Annotated in this window: 17 protein-coding genes; 5 read left to right on the forward strand and 12 right to left on the reverse strand. The window is 61.6% G+C overall.

Annotation, left to right across the window (positions count from 1 at the left end):
* Window positions 1–72: 72 nt before the first annotated feature.
* The 5 genes from ACI3KW_RS07135 to ACI3KW_RS07155 all read right to left on the reverse strand — a co-directional run bounded on the left by ACI3KW_RS07135 (window position 73) and on the right by ACI3KW_RS07155 (window position 5,653).
* Entirely contained in the window at window positions 73–1,194 is a 1,122-nt protein-coding gene (locus ACI3KW_RS07135; protein WP_404847492.1) for an NAD(P)/FAD-dependent oxidoreductase, read from the reverse strand.
* A 3-nt stretch (window positions 1,195–1,197) separates the two neighbouring features.
* The gene (gene rfbC, locus ACI3KW_RS07140) at window positions 1,198–1,746 is read right to left on the reverse strand and encodes a dTDP-4-dehydrorhamnose 3,5-epimerase (RefSeq protein WP_404847493.1); all 549 of its coding nucleotides are present in this window, start codon (window positions 1,744–1,746) and stop codon (window positions 1,198–1,200) included.
* A gap of 14 nt (window positions 1,747–1,760) precedes the next feature.
* Window positions 1,761–3,068 carry an NAD(P)H-dependent oxidoreductase gene (locus ACI3KW_RS07145; protein ID WP_404847494.1) on the reverse strand — a complete coding sequence of 436 codons (1,308 nt, stop codon included), beginning with the start codon at window positions 3,066–3,068 and terminating at the stop codon, window positions 1,761–1,763.
* 93 nt (window positions 3,069–3,161) lie between these two features.
* Window positions 3,162–3,938, reverse strand: coding sequence for a glucose-1-phosphate cytidylyltransferase (gene rfbF, locus ACI3KW_RS07150; protein ID WP_404847495.1), 777 nt, complete (start codon window positions 3,936–3,938; stop codon window positions 3,162–3,164).
* A gap of 203 nt (window positions 3,939–4,141) precedes the next feature.
* Complete coding sequence (locus ACI3KW_RS07155; protein WP_404847496.1) at window positions 4,142–5,653, reverse strand: oligosaccharide flippase family protein; 1,512 nt, start codon at window positions 5,651–5,653, stop codon at window positions 4,142–4,144.
* 396 nt (window positions 5,654–6,049) lie between these two features.
* On the opposite strand from ACI3KW_RS07155, the gene ACI3KW_RS07160 reads away from it, so the two are divergent.
* Window positions 6,050–6,838: a sugar transferase gene (locus ACI3KW_RS07160; RefSeq protein WP_404847497.1), complete on the forward strand. Its 789-nt coding sequence runs from the start codon at window positions 6,050–6,052 to the stop codon at window positions 6,836–6,838.
* A 188-nt stretch (window positions 6,839–7,026) separates the two neighbouring features.
* On the forward strand, window positions 7,027–8,814 hold the full coding sequence (locus ACI3KW_RS07165; RefSeq protein WP_404847498.1) for a hypothetical protein: 1,788 nt from the start codon (window positions 7,027–7,029) through the stop codon (window positions 8,812–8,814).
* 52 nt (window positions 8,815–8,866) lie between these two features.
* Here the strand turns inward: ACI3KW_RS07165 and ACI3KW_RS07170 are convergent, their stop codons facing one another.
* The 7 genes from ACI3KW_RS07170 to ACI3KW_RS07200 form a co-directional block, all read right to left on the reverse strand.
* Window positions 8,867–10,270: a phosphomannomutase gene (locus tag ACI3KW_RS07170; RefSeq protein ID WP_404847499.1), complete on the reverse strand. Its 1,404-nt coding sequence runs from the start codon at window positions 10,268–10,270 to the stop codon at window positions 8,867–8,869.
* 10 nt (window positions 10,271–10,280) lie between these two features.
* Window positions 10,281–11,291 (reverse strand): NAD-dependent epimerase/dehydratase family protein, encoded by a 1,011-nt coding sequence (locus ACI3KW_RS07175; protein ID WP_404847500.1) that lies wholly within the window; start codon window positions 11,289–11,291, stop codon window positions 10,281–10,283.
* Window positions 11,281–11,718, reverse strand: coding sequence for an alternative ribosome rescue aminoacyl-tRNA hydrolase ArfB (arfB, locus tag ACI3KW_RS07180; protein WP_404847501.1), 438 nt, complete (start codon window positions 11,716–11,718; stop codon window positions 11,281–11,283). The genes ACI3KW_RS07175 and arfB overlap by 11 nt, the downstream gene beginning before the upstream one ends.
* A 142-nt stretch (window positions 11,719–11,860) precedes the next feature.
* A complete protein-coding gene (locus tag ACI3KW_RS07185; RefSeq protein WP_113124148.1) occupies window positions 11,861–12,091 on the reverse strand; it encodes a hypothetical protein in 231 nt (76 codons plus the stop codon).
* Window positions 12,091–14,073 (reverse strand): threonine--tRNA ligase, encoded by a 1,983-nt coding sequence (gene thrS, locus ACI3KW_RS07190; RefSeq protein WP_404847502.1) that lies wholly within the window; start codon window positions 14,071–14,073, stop codon window positions 12,091–12,093. Before thrS ends, ACI3KW_RS07185 begins: the two co-directional genes overlap by 1 nt.
* 340 nt (window positions 14,074–14,413) lie before the next feature.
* The gene (gene yidD / locus ACI3KW_RS07195; RefSeq protein WP_404847503.1) at window positions 14,414–14,725 is read right to left on the reverse strand and encodes a membrane protein insertion efficiency factor YidD; all 312 of its coding nucleotides are present in this window, start codon (window positions 14,723–14,725) and stop codon (window positions 14,414–14,416) included.
* Window positions 14,725–15,177, reverse strand: coding sequence for an iron-sulfur cluster assembly scaffold protein (locus ACI3KW_RS07200; protein ID WP_404847504.1), 453 nt, complete (start codon window positions 15,175–15,177; stop codon window positions 14,725–14,727). The genes yidD and ACI3KW_RS07200 overlap by 1 nt, the downstream gene beginning before the upstream one ends.
* Before the next feature lie 146 nt (window positions 15,178–15,323).
* On the opposite strand from ACI3KW_RS07200, the gene folE reads away from it, so the two are divergent.
* The 3 genes from folE (at window position 15,324) to ACI3KW_RS07215 (ending at window position 17,400) form a co-directional block, all read left to right on the forward strand.
* Window positions 15,324–15,947: a GTP cyclohydrolase I FolE gene (folE, locus tag ACI3KW_RS07205; RefSeq protein WP_262167196.1), complete on the forward strand. Its 624-nt coding sequence runs from the start codon at window positions 15,324–15,326 to the stop codon at window positions 15,945–15,947.
* Between the two features lie 109 nt (window positions 15,948–16,056).
* Window positions 16,057–16,896: a helix-turn-helix domain-containing protein gene (locus tag ACI3KW_RS07210; RefSeq protein ID WP_404847505.1), complete on the forward strand. Its 840-nt coding sequence runs from the start codon at window positions 16,057–16,059 to the stop codon at window positions 16,894–16,896.
* 78 nt (window positions 16,897–16,974) lie between these two features.
* Window positions 16,975–17,400, forward strand: coding sequence for a DUF1801 domain-containing protein (locus tag ACI3KW_RS07215; RefSeq protein WP_404847506.1), 426 nt, complete (start codon window positions 16,975–16,977; stop codon window positions 17,398–17,400).
* The last annotated feature ends 1 nt before the right edge of the window (window position 17,401 follow it).

Here is a 17,401-nt window from a genome sequence, read left to right on the forward strand (position 1 = left end):
CCGGTTCTGGTCTTGGCGCCGCTATCTCTGTTCTACCGCGCCCATACACAGCGCAGAAGATTTATTCTCGTTTCAGGCCGCAACACGCGCATCGCTCAGCAACATTTCGCGCACCACCCGCCCAATCGCCAGCGCCGAGGTCAGCCCCGGTGACTCGATCCCGAAGAGATTGACCAGCCCGAACAGGCCATGCTCACCCTCCCCCGAAATGACGAAATCCGCCGCCGACTCCCCCGGCCCCGATAGTTTCGGCCTGATGCCGGCAAAGCCCGGCCGCAACCGGTCCGGGTCGATCTCCGGCCAGATGCGCCGCGCCGCCGCATAGAATTTGCCATGCCGGTTAGGATCGACCTTGTAGTCGATGCCCGATATCCACTCGACATCGGGCCCAAAGCGGATTTGCCCGGCCAGATCGAGCGTCAAATGCGTGCCCAGCCCGCCCGGCTCCGGCACCGGATAGATCAGCCGCGAAAACGGGCTCGCCCCCGAATAGCTGAAATAAACGCCCCGCGCATAATGCAGTGGCGGCACAAAAGCCACATCCAGCCCCTCGACCATCCCGGCCACAGCATGCGCCGTCAGCCCCGCCGAATTGACCAGGAACGGCGCCACCACCACCGGCTCGTCATCCCCGCCAACGTGAATGGCCCAGCCGTCCTTTTGCCGCGAAATCCGCGTCACCGCGCTCTCGGCCGCATAAATGGCTCCATGCGCCTCCGCATCCGCCAGCAGCGATTGCATGAAAGAATGTGAATCCACGATCCCCGTCGAGGGCGACAACAAAGCCTCGTAGCTCTTCAGCGCCGGCTCCATCGCAGAAACCTCGGCACCACTCAGCCGCACCAGATCGTCCACCCCGGCATCGACAGCGCTGCGCGCAATCTTGTCCAACTCGCCCGTCTCATTGGCCGTATGCGCGAAAATCAGCTTGCCACATTGCCGATGCGGCAAGTCCCGCGCCCGGCAATAGGCATAAAGCTCATGACGCCCCTCGACGCACAACGACGCCTTGAGCGATCCCTTGGGATAATAAATTCCTGCGTGAATGACCTCGCTATTGCGCGCGCTGGTCCAGGTGCCGAAATGGCTCTCCCCCTCGACAATCACCGTCTCGAGCCCGGCCATGGCCAGCGCCCGGCCCACGGCCAGCCCCACCACCCCTGCTCCGATAACGATGGCGCCGACCGCCTGCATGGCTCAAATCTCGATTCTGCTCGTGTCGCCGATCAGCGGCCATGCAGCATCCTTATCGGACAGCGTGGTCACCTCCAGCGGCCAGGAAATCCCAAGCTTGGGATCATTATATCGCAGCCCCCGCTCGGCCGCGGGCGTGTAATAGCCCGACACCAGATAGGTAACCTCCACGTTATCCGTCAGCGTCTGGAAGCCATGCGCAAAGCCGCGCGGCACATAGAGTTCGTGCTTGTTGTCTTCATTCAGCTCGAACGCCTCATGCTTGAGGAAACTGGCCGAACCGGGCCGCAAATCGACGATGATATCGACAATGGCCCCGCGCACGCAGCGGATCAGCTTGGCCTCGGCATTGGGCGCCAGCTGATAATGCATGCCGCGCAATGTGCCCTTCTGCGCCGACGCCGACATGTTCTGCTGCACATAGTCCAGATCCATGCCTTGGGCCTTGAACTCATCCCTGCACATGGTCCGCGCGAAGAAACCGCGGCTATCCCCGCGCATCTGCAGCTCAATCAGCTTGGCATCGACCAGGCTCGTCTCATGAAAGATCATAATCGTCGTTCCAACTATGCAAAGACCGCTTCTTGCTCGGCATAAAGCTTGTCCACGAGCCGTCCCTGCGGAAACACCACATCATCCCAGGTCAGCGGCGTATCCTTGGTCACCGGCCGGGCAATCGAGCAGCCCAAAGCCAGCCCGATCGGCAGCAGCTTCTCGGCCCGGATCGGCTCGATATTCTCCGCCACGCCATAGACTTCATAGCCGCCGAAATCCGCGATGACCTCGCCGGCTACCAGGTCTTTCTTGGCCACCGCAATCACCCCAACGCTCGGCCCGCCGACCGGCGTCAGCACCGGATCATTGAACAACACAGCCCGCGCCACTGAGGTCGGCACCTCGAAATGGCAGAGATGATAGGGCGTGTAGAAACAATAATACGGCCCCGTCCCGAGCTTGTAGAGATTGAGAAAATGCTTCTGTCGCTCGTTCTCGATGGCCCCGAGCACGAACACGCCCGGCCCCGGCCGCGCGCCCACCACATAGTCCACCAGCCCTGGTCCCGCCGGATCGAGATGCTCGTTGAATGCGGCGACGGTTTCTTCCAGCGGCTTGAGCGGCGCCGTCGGATCGCCACCCGAAAAATCCGGCCCCAACATGCCGCGCCGCGCCACCTTCATGCCGGTGCCATTGGCGACGATGGCCTGCTCGAACGAAATCTTGGTGCCATCGGCAAAGGAAGCCACCATGGCCGGCTTCTGCCCCCACTTCTCGGCGAACGCCTTCTGCGTCGTCGGGTTGCGATAGGGATCGTGCAAACCCTTTATATTGCCCGCCAGCACCGGCTTCACCCCGAGCCCCGCGACAAACCGGATCAGGTTCATCTGCACGCCGGGCTGGTCGCCGTCGGAAAAGCTATAGATCACGCCCTTGGCGTCGGCCTTGCGCTTGAGGATCGGTCCTATTGTCCCATCCAGTTCGGCATTCATCTGGATCGCATGCTTGCCGCTCTCGATTGCCGCCAGCACCACCTGCGCCGCATGCTCGATGGAACCCGTCACCTCGACTATGGCGTCGAGCCCATCCGCCTCCGCCAACGCCACCGCATCCTCAGTCACCACCGGCGTGCCGCTGGCAATCGCGGCGTTCAACTCGGCCGCGTTATGCGCCACCTTTGGCGTAATTCCCGTCTGCCCGAAAGCGGCAATGGCGGGCTCGATCCGCCGGTTGGCAATGGCGCATAACACCATGCCCTTCGTCGCCGTCAAAATCTGCAGCGCAATGCCCGCGCCCTGAAAGCCCGCTCCTACCAGCCCAACCTTGATCGGCCGTCCCTCGGACTCCCGCTTAGCCAGCGCTGTATCGACGATAATCATGCAATGTCTTCCCTAACGCGCACAAAAACTGGATTGGGACGAAACCAAAATGGAGCGCAGAAGACCGCCATTTGCAGACCGCCCTCACCCAACTCAGTCGGCCCAAACCTTCCACGGTGCCTTGCCGGTCGCCCAGGCCTCTTCCAGGATATTGCGATCGCGCAAGGAATCCATGGATTGCCAATAGCCCTGATGGTGGTAGCTGCCGAGCTTGCCCTTGGCGATCATCCGGTCCATCGGCTCGCCTTCCCACACCGTCTGCGGCCCGTCGATCAGGTCGAACACTTCCGGCTCGCATACGAAGAAGCCGCCATTGATCAACCCGCCATCGTGAGCGCCCTTCTCGCGGAACCCGTCCACGCGCCCGTCTTCCTGCATACGCAGCGCGCCATAGCGCCCCGGCTGGGTCACTGCGGTCAGCGTGCAAAGATTGTTCTGCCGCTTATGCAGGTCGATGACCGCATTGACGTCGACATTGCTCACGCCATCGCCATAGGTCAGGCAGAATGTGCCATCGGAGAGATAATCCCGCGCCGCCCGCAAGCGGCCGCCGGTCATTGCGTCATCACCCGTATCGAGCACCGTGATCGTCCAGTCTTCGACGGGTTTGCCTAGCCATTTGACGTCACCGCTGCGCAGGGAAACCGTAAAATCGGTCAGCTTGGCGCGATAATTGAGGAAGTAATCGCGGATCACGTCGACCTTGTATCCACCCAGGATGACAAAGTCGGTCAGCCCGTGATGGGCATAGATCTTCATGATGTGCCAGAGGATCGGGTAGCCACCCACATCGACCATGGGCTTGGGCCGGATGGCGGTTTCCTCGCTGAGACGCGTGCCGAAACCACCCGCAAGAACTGCTACTTTCATGCCCCCACCCGCTTACTACGCAATCTTCATTCTTGTTTGCAGCCCACAAAAGAACGCACAAAACCTATCGCGCCGAAGACCTCAGCTCGCCAAGCGCGGTGCATTTTATTTTACGGACTATTTACACTTGAGGAGAAACTAGCGCATCCGATCGCTATTGCAATACAAAAACAACAGTAGTTTCTGTTAGATCAATTGCATATTTATCGATTAACGTGTAGAACCAAAGTCAATTTTGGAAGTTTCGGCAGCTTGCCAAGCCAATCCCCCATATATTGCATGGTATGGTCCCTGAATATTACGACCATGATCAACAGATAGAGTACGGCGCCAAATGCCACCGAAATCCCCAGCGCGATGATCTCGGGATACCCCGACAGCGTATAACGATCGAGCGCCAGCACCGACGTCAACGTCACCGCACTTCCCGCCAGCGCCGGCAGCAGCACCACGATCACCGGCCAGGGCCGCATGCCGATCACCGGGCTGGTCACGGCGATATTGAAGATCATGCCCAGATAGCTGCGGATGGCGAGCGCAACGGTCGCCCCTACCAGCCCGAACAGCGGCACGCAAACCAGCAAGGTTACAAAGGTCGTGGCCGCCGCCACCGCGTTGAGGCCAAAAATCAGCTTGGTATCATGGTTGGCCGACAGCGCCGATTGCAGCATCGCCCCCAGCAACAAGGGCGGACTTGCCATGCACAAGACCTGCATGATCACCGCCGAACTGCGCCATTGCTCGCCAAAGATCAGCACCACGAATGGCCGCGCCACACTGGCCGCGCCGAAAAACAGCGGGAATGTCAGCATGGATATGACGGCCAGCGAATTGATCACACTCTCCCCAAGCCGCCCGCTATGGGCGCGTTGGGCATAAGCCGATAGCGAGGTCGATCGCACCGGATTGATGGTCAATTGCACCAGCGCGTCGAAGCCGCGCGAACCGACCCGAAATACCGCCACGGGCACCGGCCCCAGCGCTAGGCCCAGCATCAGGTCGGGCAGTCGCTCCGACAGCAATTTCAGCAGCGCCGCCCCGACCAGCCCCACGGAATGGCCGATCACGCTCCATAATCCCTCCACACTGCCCCAGGTGGTGGGCACCCATCGGGCGGCCACCAGGGTAAAGACTGTCGTCAGCAACGAGCTGCAGATCCGCTGGGCAACCAGCGCCCAGATGCCCCAGCCCGTCAGCGCCATGGCCACACCCAATATGCCGGAAAGGACATTGGCGCCCACGCCGCGGCGGGCCAGGGTCTTAAAATCCAGATCGCGCCGCAGCCTGGCCTCCGGCACCACGCGAACGCTATCGATAATGAAGCAGGACGAGAGTACGGCCAACACCAGCACGGTGCCCTGGGCGAAGTAGATATCGACCAGCGGCCCGACAATGCCAACAACCAGGAGCGCCGTAATTGCAGCAGCTGCAAGGTTCAGCCAGAAGCACATCATGGCAAAGCCATCGCTCCATACCTTTTGCCGCACTATAAGATCGGGAACCCCCGCATAGACGAAGATCTTGCCCATCTCGACAAAGATCAGCGCCACGGCCATGACGCCGATCACCCGTGGCTCGACGACCCGAACCACCAGGGCAAAAACCAGAAAGCTGACCAGGTTGTTGCCGACACTCCCCAGTGTCGACCACGCCACGCCTCGGCGAAATTTCCCGGCATAGCTCATCGATGATGCAGAAATTGAGCTGATCGACACCCAGGGATCCGCAAGATCAAGAGCATCCGAGCTCGATCGGAAAAGGGAAACACAGCAAATACCTGCGCACTGAACAAAGAAGCCGCGTTTTATTTATGATGAATGCATAACTGAAGTTAACCTACAATACAGAATCATCACGAGCCAAATTCTTGCCAGTTACGAACCTGCAAAAGAAAAAATGAACCAGAAGGACAAATATTGAGGCAAACATTGTTGATTTCTTGCAACACAATTGCGCGTGTTCAGGAAATTTTCCTAAGTACATCAACGGCATGACGAAGTGTTCACATTGCACTCCCCCTATTGCCAGGATTCAAGCCTCATGCGATCATTAACAGACTATTAATGCCACCGCAGCGGCGGGCGCATGGCGGGTTCGTGAGGGTGAAGACTATGTCGTTCGACAGTAGCAATCCGCATCTGCTGCAAGACTATTCCGCTTCTGCAAATAATAATGACGTGCCTGCACTTCCTTATCCTCAGATTTCCGCGCGCCTGAGCGAGCGGTCTGCCAATGGCTTGCGCTCGTTTTGGACGGGCAAGTATCCGGCTGACCTGACAATGACGTCGCGCCGCCAGCTTGAGCTGACGCTCAAGCGCGCATTCGACATTGTTGTGTCCCTGCTGGCTCTCGCCTTCCTGCTGCCCCTGCTGATGATGGTAACGCTGGCCATTCGTTTGTCCGATCCCGGGCCGGCATTGTTCCGCCAGCCGCGCGTGGGCCAGGGCGGCCGCATCTTCACGATTTTCAAGTTCCGTTCCATGTATATGGAGCGCTGTAATACCGATGGGGTCGACCAGACCGTGGCTGAGGATGAGCGCATCATGCCGCTCGGCCGCTTCCTGCGCCGCACCAGCATTGACGAGCTTCCCCAATTGCTCAACGTGCTGCGGGGCGACATGTCCCTGGTGGGGCCGCGTCCCCATGTCGAGGGGCAATTGGCCGCTGGCCTGCCCTACGAGCATCTGGTGCCCTACTACAGCTATCGCCGCCATATGCGTCCGGGCCTGACCGGCTGGGCGCAGGCCAATGGCTATCGCGGCCCCACCTCGCAAAGCGAGCAGGCCATTGGCCGGATCGATCACGACGTCGCCTATATCCAGAATTTCTCGCTGCTGCTGGATTTGCGCATCATCCTGATCACCATGCACCGCGAATTCCTGCGCGGCACGGGCTCCTGAGCCCGCTGCGATCTCGTCCGGGCGCGATCTGCCGCGCTCGGTTAGGCCCCCATGGCCTCCCAGTCCTGAAGCAGGTGTCGCCGCCATGACACTGGCCGCCCGCAACGGACAATTCGCCTCTCCTTTGGCTATTGAAGCAATCGGCTCAATGCCGCAGATTGCGCGCCAAACGAACCGCGAGAAAATTGATGATGATAAGCCCGACTTCCCGGCAGCGCCTCGGCGCCGTGGCCGCCGCCTGCCTGCTGAGCGTGGCCCTGCCCGCTGGCACCGCCTGGGCGCAGAAGGTCAAGACCCCAGCCCAGGCTCCCGCGCCCGTCACCGAATTCACCGTGGAAATCCCCACTGTAGACGCCGTCGATTCCAATCTCGATGAAGCCATTCTGCGCGACATTTTCAGCGGCAATGTCACCGATCACGCCGAGGAACTGGCGGGCCTGAGCGCCACCAGCATCACCATTCCCGAAATCCTGGTCAACGTCACCACCACTATTGGCGAAGAAACCAACGACACGGTCATCACCTTCACCGATCTGGTGCTGAGCGACGTCGTCGACGGCGTTGCCGGCTCGGTCAAGCTGGCCGAATCCGGCTTTGACAGCGGCGACAAGGGCTCGGCCGATATGGGCCCCTTCTCCGCCAGCAACTTCAATATTTCGGGCGTCCTGGGCATGTATGGCCTGGTCGACGCCGCCGGCCAGACCGAACTCGAAACCATCTATACCGATCTCAAATTCGAGGGCGGTACTGTCGCGGCGTCCGATATGTCCTGCACGTTCGGCCCGATGATGGCAGCCGAATTCAAGGCGCGCCCGTTGAATTTCAGCTTTGCCGATTTCATCGCCCTCAGTGAAGCCACGGAAAATGAGGCCGAAACACCCTCGCCTGAGACCATCGGCAAGCTGATGCATCTTTATGCCGATATGTTCACCGCCTTTGAATCCTCCCCCGTGGAATTCGGCGGCTTCGAGTGCAGCGGCGTCGATGACCAGGATCGCCCCATAAACTTCTCGCTCGACAGCATGACCATGGCCGGCATGCGCCCCGGCATCTATCCCGCCATCACCTTGAGCGGGCTGGACGTCACCGTCGAGGGCGACGGCAAGGTCGGTGTCGGCTCCATCGCGATCAAGGAAACCGACCTAAGCGGTCCCATTGCCGTGGTGCAGGCCGCGCCTGAAATCATCGATCAGGCTTGGCTCGAAGCCAATGCCCGCTCCCTGATCCCCGCCTTTACCGGCTTCTCCTTCGCCGATGTCGCTGTGGACGTGCCCGATCCCGAAAATGCCGGTGGCCGCATCGCCGCCAGCATCGGCGCCTTCGATCTGACGCTGGGCGCCTATCGCAACGGCATTCCCACCGATTTGCTCACGTCGGCCAGCAATATCGTCGTCGATCTGCCCAAGGACAGCGACGATGAGCAGATCCGCCAATTGGCCGAACTTGGCGTCACCACGATCGACGCCGGCTTCACCGTCGACGCCTCCTGGAACGAGGCCGAAAACACGATCGACATCAATGAGGTCTCGATCACCGGCGCCGATCTGGCCAAAGTCCTGCTCACCGGCACCCTGACCAACGCAACCGAAACCCTGTTCGGCCTCAACGAAAATGCTGCCATGACGGCAGCCATGGCCCTGGCCATCAATCATCTGCGGGTCGATGTGACCGATGCCGGCCTCTCCGACATCATCCTTGCCACCGTCGCCAAGGAACAGGGTACCGACGCCGCCGCCATGCGCCCAATCTTTGCCGGGCTGGCCGAAGGCACCGTGGTGGGCTTCCTTGCCGGTGCCGCCGAAGCGCAGAAAGTGGGCGCCGCCATCAATAGCTTCGTCAGCGGCAAGGCCAAGCAACTCACCATCGACATGACCGCCAAGGCCGAACCCGGTCTGGGCCTGTTCGACTTCATAGCCGCCGAAAACGACCCCGCCTCCCTCATCGGCAAGGTCAACATCGAAGCCGTCGCGAAGTAAAAACAAAAAGGCCGCTCCCCATGGAGCGGCCTTTTCCGTGACACCCAAAGCTCTACCGCACCTGCTGCGCCGCCGCCTTCATCCCCCAGTCCAGCAGCCCCCGCGCCACCTCGGCCGTGCTCCCCTCCACATAACACCGCAGCTCCGGCGCATTCCCCGACGCCCGGAAATGCACCATGTCTCCCGACAGCGTGCGGAACTGCAGCCCATCGATCGTCGACAAGTTCGCAATCCCATGGGGCGCAAAAAACGCCTCGGCAAAAGCGGCATCCTCACCCAATCGCCGCAAGAACGCCCCGCTTTTCTCCGCTGGAACATCCTGCAGCCGGTCCGCCAGCGCATATTGCAGCGGTAGCTCCGCCACGATCTCACTCACCCCAACGCCCCGACGCGCTGCCAGCCCCAATGCACACAGCAGCGGCAGCACCGCATCCCGCGTCGGCAGCGGCTCCAGCGCCTGTCCATCCACCACGATGCCGTCGCCGACAAACGTGCCGCCATTGGCCTCAAAGCCAACCACGCCGCCGGACGCCGTTTCCATGGCCTCGATCACATAGGGTGAGCCCACCTTGGTCCGCAGCACATTCTCGAAAAACCCCGTCCGCTCCAGCGCCGAATTGGACGTTACCGGCGTCACCACCGTCCCCGCCCCCAGTAATTGCGCCGCCAGCAGCCCCAGCACGTCGCCGCGCACAAACTCACCCCTGCTATCCATCAGCAGCGGCCGATCCCCATCGCCGTCCGACGACACAATCGCATCGAGCTTTTCGCTCTCGATCCACCCCTTGAGTGGGCCAAACACCGCGTCGCCAAACGCTTCGGTATCCACCGCCACGAATTCTTCCGTGCGCCCCAGGCTTACCACCTCGGCGCCCGCCTGCCGCATGACCTGCCCCAGCACATCCCGCGCCACGCTGGAATGCTCAAACACCGCAACCCGCAGCCCCGTCAGCGCTCCTTCCGGCAGCAGCCCGGCATACCGCGCAACATAACGCTCCACGACGAGATCAAATTCGTCGCGCATCCCCGCCGCGCTATCCGGCACGTCTTCATCCCGCAGCGCCGCAACAATCCCCGCCTCATCCGCCTTGCTGATTTCCCCGCCCGGCACATAGAATTTCAGCCCATTCCGGTCCGAGGGAATATGGCTGCCGGTGATCATGATGGCACAACATCCCGCCGCCATCGCATGCAGCGCCAGCGCCGGCGTCGGCACCGTCCCGCAATCCACCGCCTCAAGCCCGAATAGCCCGATCGCCGCCGCGCAATCCTGCGCAATAGCCGGGCTCGAGGGCCGGAAATCCCGCCCGATAAACACCTTGCCGCCGCCCAGCTGGCCCAGTGCCTGCACATGCCGCAAAAACGCCGCCACATACCGCCGCGCCGCCTGCCCCTCCAGCTCCACCGCCAGGCCACGCAGGCCACTCGTCCCAAATTTCAGGCTGGAAATAGTCAAATCGCTTCTCTCAATTCACGCCATAATAATGCCGATACCACTCGACAAACCGCGCCACACCCACCTCGATAGGCGTCTCCGGCAGCACCCCAATCAATTCATGCAATAGCGCGGTATCCGACTGCGTCGCCACCACATCGCCCTGCTGCATCGGCAGCATATTGTGCTTGGCTGGCCGCCCCATGGCGTTCTCGACCGCCGCGACAAACGCCATCAACTCGCTCGGCTTGCCCCCCGCGATATTGACCACCCGATAGGGCGCCACCGCCGAAAGACTGTCGCCCTTCACTGGTTGCCCCTTCACCGGGGGCGTCCCCGCCAGCCGCACCAGCGCATCGACCAGATCGTCGACATAGGTGAAGTCGCGCCGCATCTTGCCTTCGCCATAAATGTCGATGGCCTTGTCCTGCTGCATCGCCGAAACAAACTTGAACAGCGCCATGTCGGGCCGGCCCCAAGGCCCATAAACCGTGAAAAACCGCACGCTGGTCGCCGCAATCCCCCATAGATGGGAATAGGAATGCACCATGGCCTCGCCCGATTTCTTGGTCGCGGCATAAAGCGATACCGGGCTGTCGGCCCGGTCGGTCTCGGCAAAGGGTATCTTGGTATTGCCGCCATAGACCGAGCTGGTCGAGGCAAAAATCAGATGTTCCGGCGGCGTCTCCCGCGCCGCCTCGAGCAGGTTCGACGTCCCCACCAGATTCGACTGCACATAGCTCTGCGGATGCTCGATACTGTAGCGCACCCCCGCCTGCGCACCGAGGTGAAACACCCACTGCGCCCCGCTTTCCGCCAGTGCCTGCTTCAGCCGCGCCCCATCCTCCAGCATGGCCTCGACAAAGGTGAAATTCGGCTGCTCCGCCAATAGCGCCAGCCGCGCGCGCTTCAGGCTCACGTCGTAATAATCAGTCACCCCATCATAGCCGGTGACAACATGCCCATCGGCCAGCAGCCGCTGCGCCAGGTGAAACCCGATAAACCCAGCCGTTCCCGTCACGAAGATACGCTTAGGCTCCATCGAGGTCCGGCCTTCTGTTTCTGAGGGACTTGGTGCTCGAGCGGATGGCCTTGCCCTCCAGCCGCCGCTGTTTGGATGCAAATGTCGGCCGCGTCGCCACCCGCGCCTTGGGCACATGCGCCCCCGCCACCAGCAAATCCACCAGCCGCTGCTGCGCATCCGCCCGGTTCATCGGCTGGTCGCGATAGGCATTGGCGGTGATGACGATAACGCCATCCTTGGTCAGTCTTTTGCCGGCCAGCACAGCCACCCGCCGCTTCATCGCCTCGGGAATATTGGGCGACGCCATCAGGTTGAACCGCAGCTGCACCGCGCTCGACACCTTGTTGACATTCTGCCCGCCCGGCCCGGCCGAGCGCACGAACGTCTCCTCGATTTCCGAGGGATCGATGCTCACATTGCGGGTGATGACGATGGGATCAGGCATTGTCTCAACTCTACCGCAAGAGCGTCCCGCTGCGAACGCCCACATCCACCACGGTGTCATTCCCGCGAAAGCGGGAACCTCTGTCTATCTTTTGCACATCTGCAAACAAAGGTCCCCGCTTTCGCGAGGACCTCCGGTATACTTATTTGCGCAGCCGCCCCGCAAAGATGATCTCACCCTCGTGGATGGTCAGCCCCTTGATGGTCGCCCGGTATTTACCGGGCAGCCCCTCGGCCGGCACAACCCAGCCCTTCTTGAGCATACCGGCGAAAACCTTCTCGCCGATATCCTTGAAGTCGCCGGGTCCCAACGCATTCTCTTCCCCGAGATGCGTCAGCGCCTTGATCTCGCGATTGGACGGCCGCTGCGGCATCAGGCAGCAGCCTTCGCCTTGAGATCAGGCGCGGTCGCTTCGGCCATCAGTGCCACCAGGGCATCCATGAACGGAATGACCTTCTGCCCCTCGGTTCCGAGCCGGCGAACCGACACGGTGCCTTCTTCGGCCTCGCGCTTGCCCACCACGAACATCAGCGGCACCTTGCCCACCGAGTGTTCGCGCACCTTGTAGTTGATCTTCTCGTTGCGCACGTCGATCTCGGCGCGAATACCGGCGTCCTTGAGCTGGCGCACCAGCTTTTCGGCATAGCCATCCGCTTCCGACACAATGGTCGCCACAACAACCTGGGTCGGCGCCAGCCACATCGGCATCCGCCCGGCATAGTTCTCGATCATCATGCCGATAAACCGCTCCAGCGACCCCAGGATCGCCCGGTGCAGCATCACCGCATATTGGCGCGAGCCGTCTTCGGCGACATAGGTCGCGTCCAGCCGCTCGGGCAGCACATAGTCCAGCTGCAGCGTCCCCACCTGCCAGGAGCGCCCGATAGCGTCCTTGAGGTGGAATTCCAGCTTGGGTGCATAAAATGCCCCCTCGCCTTCCGCGATCTCGAAATCATAGCCGGTCGCGCGCAGGGCATCGCCCAGCGCCTTCTCGGCCGCATCCCAGCGCTCGATCGTGCCACCGAACTTTTCCGGCCGCGTCGCCAGCTTGATGACCACATCGGCAAAGCCCATATGCTCATAAACCGAATAGAGCAGATGCACGAAATGCTCGGTCTCGGCCTGGATCTGGTCTTCACGGCAGAAAATATGCGCGTCGTCCTGCGTCATCTGTCGCACGCGCATCAGCCCGTGCAGCGCACCATGCGCCTCATTGCGATGGCAACAGCCAAATTCCGCCATCCGCAGCGGCAGATCGCGGTAGCTCTTGATGCCCTGGTTGAAGATCTGGATATGGGCCGGGCAATTCATCGGCTTGAGCGCCATCAGGTCGCCCTTGCCGCTCAGAACCGGCCCTTCCTCTTCCGTCCCCGGCACTTCGTCCGGCACCACGAACATGTTCTCGCGATACTTGCCCCAGTGCCCCGAAGCCTCCCAGAATTTGGAAGACATCAGTTGCGGCGTCTTCACCTCGACATAGCCGGACGAATTCAGACGGCGGCGGATATAGGCCTCCATCTGGTTGAACAGCACATAGCCCTTGGGGTGCCAGAATACCGATCCCTGCGCCTCGGGCTGGAAGTGGTACAGGTCCATCTCCTGCCCGATCTTGCGGTGATCGCGCTTTTCCGCCTCTTCCACCATGTGGAGATACGCGTCCAGCTCTTCCCGGGTCGCAAAGGCCGTGCCGTAAATGCGGCTCAGCACCGGATTATTGCTGTCGCCACGCCAATAGGCGCCGGCCACCTTGGTCAGCTTGAACGCATTGCCGATATCCTTGACCGAGCGCATATGCGGCCCCCGGCAAAGGTCGATCCACTGGCCCTGCTTATACATCTTGAGCGACTGGTCTGCTGGAATGGCATCGACCAGCTCGACCTTGAAGGCCTCGCCCCGCGTATTGAAGAAGGCCTTGGCTTGGTCGCGCGTCCAGATTTCCTTGGTGAACGCAGCGCCACGGTCGATGATCTCGGCCATCTTCTTCTCGATGACCGGGAAATCCTCTTCCGAAAACGGCGTATCGCGCTTGAAGTCGTAATAAAAGCCGTTCTCGATCACCGGGCCGATCGTCACCTGCGTATCGGGCCATAGCTCCTGCACGGCTTCCGCCAGAACGTGCGCCGTGTCATGCCGGATCAGCTCCAGCACGTCCTTGGACCCGCTGTCGCGCGTGACAAATTCAATGCGGCCGTCGTCCTCCAGCGGATCACTGAGATCGCTGAGCACGCCGTTCCAGCGCATAGCCACCGTCTTCTTGGCCAGGCTCTTGGAGATGCCCTCGACCACGGTGGTCCCAGTGGTGCCACGCGCATAGTCGCGAGCTGCACCGTCGGGGAACGTCACCTTGATCGTCATTTTAGGTCTCCAGAAATTGGGATCATGTCTGCGTTTTGCAAACAAGGCGGCCTGTCTAGCACGCTTTTTGCCCTGTGCCAGCCGCTGAACGTCTCAAAAACGCGATGGCGGCTTCCCCACAATGTCATTCCCGCGAAAGCGGGAACCTCCGTTTACCGAGCCATCCCCTGCCCGGCCCTCTCCCCTCCATCGTCACCACCCGGCTCGTCCGGGTGGTAAACCTCTCCTCCGCACCAAGCCGACGATGGATTGCCCGGACAAGCCGGGCAATGACGAAGGAATGGAGATCACCACAGTAGACCTCATGGTGAGCCTGTCGAACCACGAGGGCGTGGCACGATCACTTCCACCGCCCATACCCCCACGGCGTATACCACCGCGCCCCCACCGGCACCGCCTCCGGCAGCGGATCATAGCCATGCGTTCCACCCGGCCGACACCGCACAAACCGCGCCAACCCCATCCAGCCCCCCGGCCAAAACCCGAACCGCCAGATCGCGTCCCGCGTATATTCCGAGCAGGTCGGCAAATGCCGGCAGGTCCGCCCCACAAAGGCCGAGAGCGTGTAGCGATAGAGCGTGATCAACAACACCGCCGCAATCTTGAACGGCAGGTCCACGACACGCCAGAACAGCGCAATGACTCGATCCATCAAGAACGGGCCGTAACCGATTCAGCCGACTCGATCTTTTCCAGCGCCGCCTCCACCGCATCGAACACCAGCAGCGTAGACATATGCCGCGCCGTATAGTCCCGCACTGGCTCCAGATATTTCAGATCGCTCCACTTCCCCGCCGGCGGCTCGCCCCCGGCCTTGAGCATGGCATGCATCTGCCCCCGCACCGTCCGGAACTCGTCCACCGGCGTCCCCACAATCTCCCGCGCCACCACAGCCGCCGAAGTCTGTCCCAGCGCGCAAGCCGAAATCTCATGGCCGTAATCCACGATCACCCCATCCCGCACCACCAGGTCCACCTCGATGGTCGAGCCGCACACCCGGCTGGTTTTGCGCGCGCTGGCATCCGGCGCAGCCAGCCGCGGCGGCTGGCGGGCATTTCCTGCAAGATCGAGGATTTTATCGGAATAGAGATCGCTGAGTTCCATGAAACGAACAATTCTGTTTCTTGTCGGCCTGTGTCCAGCCTCCTATATAGGTGCTCGCACCCGGGCTGTCAGGACATCGCTCACGTCCCACTGGTCCAAATTCGCTATTGCAGCCTTTCAATGCGGTGCCACAAGGAGCCGACCAGATGGATGCCAGCGTCAAGCCGCCCTTTCCCTTGCCTCGCATGGCAAGCGCCCCGGTTCGCCCCACGCGCGAAGAAGCCGAAGCCGCCGTCCGCACGCTGATCGCCTGGGCCGGCGACGATCCGACGCGCGAAGGCCTGCTCGACACCCCGCGCCGCGTCGCCAAAGCCTATGGCGAACTCTATGCCGGCTACGACCAGGACCCCAAAGCCGTCCTCGACCGCACCTTCAAGGAAGTCGGTGGCTATGACGATATCGTTCTGGTCCGCGACATTCCCTTCAGCTCCCATTGCGAACACCACATGGTGCCCTTTGTCGGCAAGGCCCACATCGCCTATCTGCCGCACGATGGCGTGGTCGGCCTCTCCAAGCTCGCCCGCCTCGTCGAAGTCTTCGCCCGGCGCCTGCAGACCCAGGAAAACCTCACCGCGCAGATCATCGATGCGCTGAACGAAAACCTTGGCCCCCGCGGCGCCGCCGTCATGCTCGAAGCCGAGCATATGTGCATGTCCATGCGCGGCGTGCACGCCCACGGCGTCTCCACCATCACCCACCGCTTCACCGGCGTCTTCGCCGAAGACCGCCAGGAACAAGACCGCTTCTTCGCCATGGTCGGCAAGCGCTAACACCCCTGCTCTCGGCCACGAGATCGGATTAAACTCGCCACTGCATGCGCGATCAAATGCGCCTGCGCGGCCCGTGTCATACAGATCGGGCCTTGTTGCGAGTACGCCAATGTCCGCTGTCGCCAAAATGCTCTGGGTCATCGAAAGCCGCTTCCGCGAGCCGCTGACGCTCGACGATATCGTCGAGGTCACCGGCAAGTCGAAGTCCTATCTGTCGCGCGCCTTTCCGCTCGTCACCGGCTATTCGGTCTCGGCCTATCTTCGGGCCCGGCGGCTGACCGAGGCGGCAAAAGAGCTGGCCGATGGCGCTCCCGATATTCTCTCGGTCGCGCTCGACGCCGGCTATGGCTCCCATGAGGCATTCACCCGCGCCTTCCGCGATCTGTTCGGCATCACGCCCGAAGAGCTTCGCCGGCGGCGCTGCCTGGACAGCATCCAACTCGTGGAGCCTCAACGCATGGATACCAATACACACGTCACCGTCGCCGAACCGCGCATCGAAAAGCGTCCACGCATGCATCTGGCGGGCTTGGGCCAACGCCACGGCATGAACAAGGCCGCCGGCATTCCCGCCCAATGGCAGCAATTCTACCCCTATATGGGCAATATCACGGGCACAATTCCCGGCGTCGCCTATGGCGTCATCGGGGAAATGGCCGAAAGCTGCGACGATTTCGAATATCTGGTCGCCGTGGAAGTCCGCGAAGGCAGCGACGTGCAGCCCGAGCTCAAGCAGATCACCATTCCCGCCCTCACCTGGGCCCGCTTCACCCATGACGGCGACGTCACCACCATCCGCTCGACCATTGGCGCGGCCTCCGAATGGCTGGCCCACTCCAATCGCGACCTCAGCGACGCCCCCTTCAGCTTCTTTGAGTATTATGGCCCCCAATTCGATCCTATTGCCGGCCGCGGCAGCATCGAAATCTGGTTCGCCCTCAAGGACTGACGCTGGCAAAACCCGATGGGGCGGTCTATTTTCCGCCCCATGAGCACCACCATCAAGGCTTCAAGCAAGGATAAGCCGATGCTCGCCCCGCCGCTCCCCCCAGCAATAGAGCAGGCCCTCACGCGCTATTCCGAGCCAATGCGCCAGCGCCTCCTCGATATCCGCGAGCTGATCTTCGTCACCGCCTCGGAAACCACCGGCGTCGGCCCCCTCACCGAAACGCTCAAATGGGGCGAACCCGCCTATCTCACCGAAGCCAGCCGCAGCGGCTCGACCATCCGCCTCGGCATGGTCCGCTCGGCGCCCGACAAATGCGCAGTCCTGTTCAACTGCCAAACGACCCTGATCGACACCTTCCGCGCCCATTTCGCTGACGATTTCACCTTCGATGGCAATCGCGCGCTCCTTCTGCCCGCCGCCTCGCCCCTCCCGGCCGCCCCGCTCGCCCTTTGCCTCCGCGCCGCCTTGACCTATCACCTAGCGCAAAAGCCGCGCCCGCGCTAAA

This window comes from Devosia sp. ZW T5_3 (assembly GCF_044987315.1).
GTDB lineage: Bacteria > Pseudomonadota > Alphaproteobacteria > Rhizobiales > Devosiaceae > Devosia.

What these genes read in the sequence shown, in the direction of transcription:
- ACI3KW_RS07135 (WP_404847492.1), bottom strand. Translation starts at nt 1,194, where the DNA reads ATGCAGGCGGTCGGCGCCATCGTTATCGGAGCAGGGGTGGTGGGGCTG.
- rfbC (WP_404847493.1), bottom strand. Translation starts at nt 1,746, where the DNA reads ATGATCTTTCATGAGACGAGCCTGGTCGATGCCAAGCTGATTGAGCTG.
- ACI3KW_RS07145 (WP_404847494.1), bottom strand. Translation starts at nt 3,068, where the DNA reads ATGATTATCGTCGATACAGCGCTGGCTAAGCGGGAGTCCGAGGGACGG.
- rfbF (WP_404847495.1), bottom strand. Translation starts at nt 3,938, where the DNA reads ATGAAAGTAGCAGTTCTTGCGGGTGGTTTCGGCACGCGTCTCAGCGAG.
- ACI3KW_RS07160 (WP_404847497.1), top strand. Translation starts at nt 6,050, where the DNA reads ATGTCGTTCGACAGTAGCAATCCGCATCTGCTGCAAGACTATTCCGCT.
- ACI3KW_RS07165 (WP_404847498.1), top strand. Translation starts at nt 7,027, where the DNA reads ATGATGATAAGCCCGACTTCCCGGCAGCGCCTCGGCGCCGTGGCCGCC.
- ACI3KW_RS07175 (WP_404847500.1), bottom strand. Translation starts at nt 11,291, where the DNA reads ATGGAGCCTAAGCGTATCTTCGTGACGGGAACGGCTGGGTTTATCGGG.
- arfB (WP_404847501.1), bottom strand. Translation starts at nt 11,718, where the DNA reads ATGCCTGATCCCATCGTCATCACCCGCAATGTGAGCATCGATCCCTCG.
- ACI3KW_RS07185 (WP_113124148.1), bottom strand. Translation starts at nt 12,091, where the DNA reads ATGCCGCAGCGGCCGTCCAATCGCGAGATCAAGGCGCTGACGCATCTC.
- thrS (WP_404847502.1), bottom strand. Translation starts at nt 14,073, where the DNA reads ATGACGATCAAGGTGACGTTCCCCGACGGTGCAGCTCGCGACTATGCG.
- yidD (WP_404847503.1), bottom strand. Translation starts at nt 14,725, where the DNA reads ATGGATCGAGTCATTGCGCTGTTCTGGCGTGTCGTGGACCTGCCGTTC.
- ACI3KW_RS07200 (WP_404847504.1), bottom strand. Translation starts at nt 15,177, where the DNA reads ATGGAACTCAGCGATCTCTATTCCGATAAAATCCTCGATCTTGCAGGA.
- folE (WP_262167196.1), top strand. Translation starts at nt 15,324, where the DNA reads ATGGATGCCAGCGTCAAGCCGCCCTTTCCCTTGCCTCGCATGGCAAGC.
- ACI3KW_RS07210 (WP_404847505.1), top strand. Translation starts at nt 16,057, where the DNA reads ATGTCCGCTGTCGCCAAAATGCTCTGGGTCATCGAAAGCCGCTTCCGC.
- ACI3KW_RS07215 (WP_404847506.1), top strand. Translation starts at nt 16,975, where the DNA reads ATGCTCGCCCCGCCGCTCCCCCCAGCAATAGAGCAGGCCCTCACGCGC.